This is a genomic window from Escherichia sp. MOD1-EC7003 (assembly GCF_002965065.1).
In the GTDB taxonomy this organism is placed as follows: Bacteria; Pseudomonadota; Gammaproteobacteria; order Enterobacterales; family Enterobacteriaceae; genus Escherichia.
Genome location: NZ_PTRE01000230.1, coordinates 1 through 769, shown reverse-complemented (window position 1 = coordinate 769; position 769 = coordinate 1). Strand labels below are relative to the sequence as shown.

The window sequence follows — 769 nt, the reverse complement described above, 5'->3', positions numbered from 1 at the left end:
GGTAATGACTCCAACTCATTGATAGTGTTTTATGTTCAGATAATGCCCGATGACTTTGTCATGCAGCTCCACCGATTTTGAGAACGACAGCGACTTCCGTCCCAGCCGTGCCAGGTGCTGCCTCAGATTCAGGTTATGCCGCTCAATTCGCTGCGTATATCGCTTGCTGATTACGTGCAGCTTTCCCTTCAGGCGGGATTCATACAGCGGCCAGCCATCCGTCATCCATATCACCACGTCAAAGGGTGACAGCAGGCTCATAAGACGCCCCAGCGTCGCCATAGTGCGTTCACCGAATACGTGCGCAACAACCGTCTTCCGGAGACTGTCATACGCGTAAAACAGCCAGCGCTGGCGCGATTTAGCCCCGACATAGCCCCACTGTTCGTCCATTTCCGCGCAGACGATGACGTCACTGCCCGGCTGTATGCGCGAGGTTACCGACTGCGGCCTGAGTTTTTTAAGTGACGTAAAATCGTGTTGAGGCCAACGCCCATAATGCGGGCAGTTGCCCGGCATCCAACGCCATTCATGGCCATATCAATGATTTTCTGGTGCGTACCGGGTTGAGAAGCGGTGTAAGTGAACTGCAGTTGCCATGTTTTACGGCAGTGAGAGCAGAGATAGCGCTGATGTCCGGCGGTGCTTTTGCCGTTACGCACCACCCCGTCAGTAGCTGAACAGGAGGGACAGCTGATAGAAACAGAAGCCACTGGAGCACCTCAAAAACACCATCATACACTAAATCAGTAAGTTGGCAGCATCACCG

General features: G+C 53.4%; 1 protein-coding gene. It reads right to left on the bottom strand.

Features of this window, described 5'->3' with window-relative positions:
• Positions 1-15: 15 nt before the first annotated feature.
• Positions 16-713 (bottom strand): IS1-like element IS1A family transposase gene (locus tag A7090_RS24325; RefSeq protein ID WP_094096600.1). Its coding sequence is split into 2 segments (ribosomal slippage): positions 16-464 and positions 464-713, totalling 699 coding nucleotides; the frame shifts between segments, so codons are not numbered across the junction.
• Between the last annotated feature and the right edge of the window lie 56 nt (positions 714-769).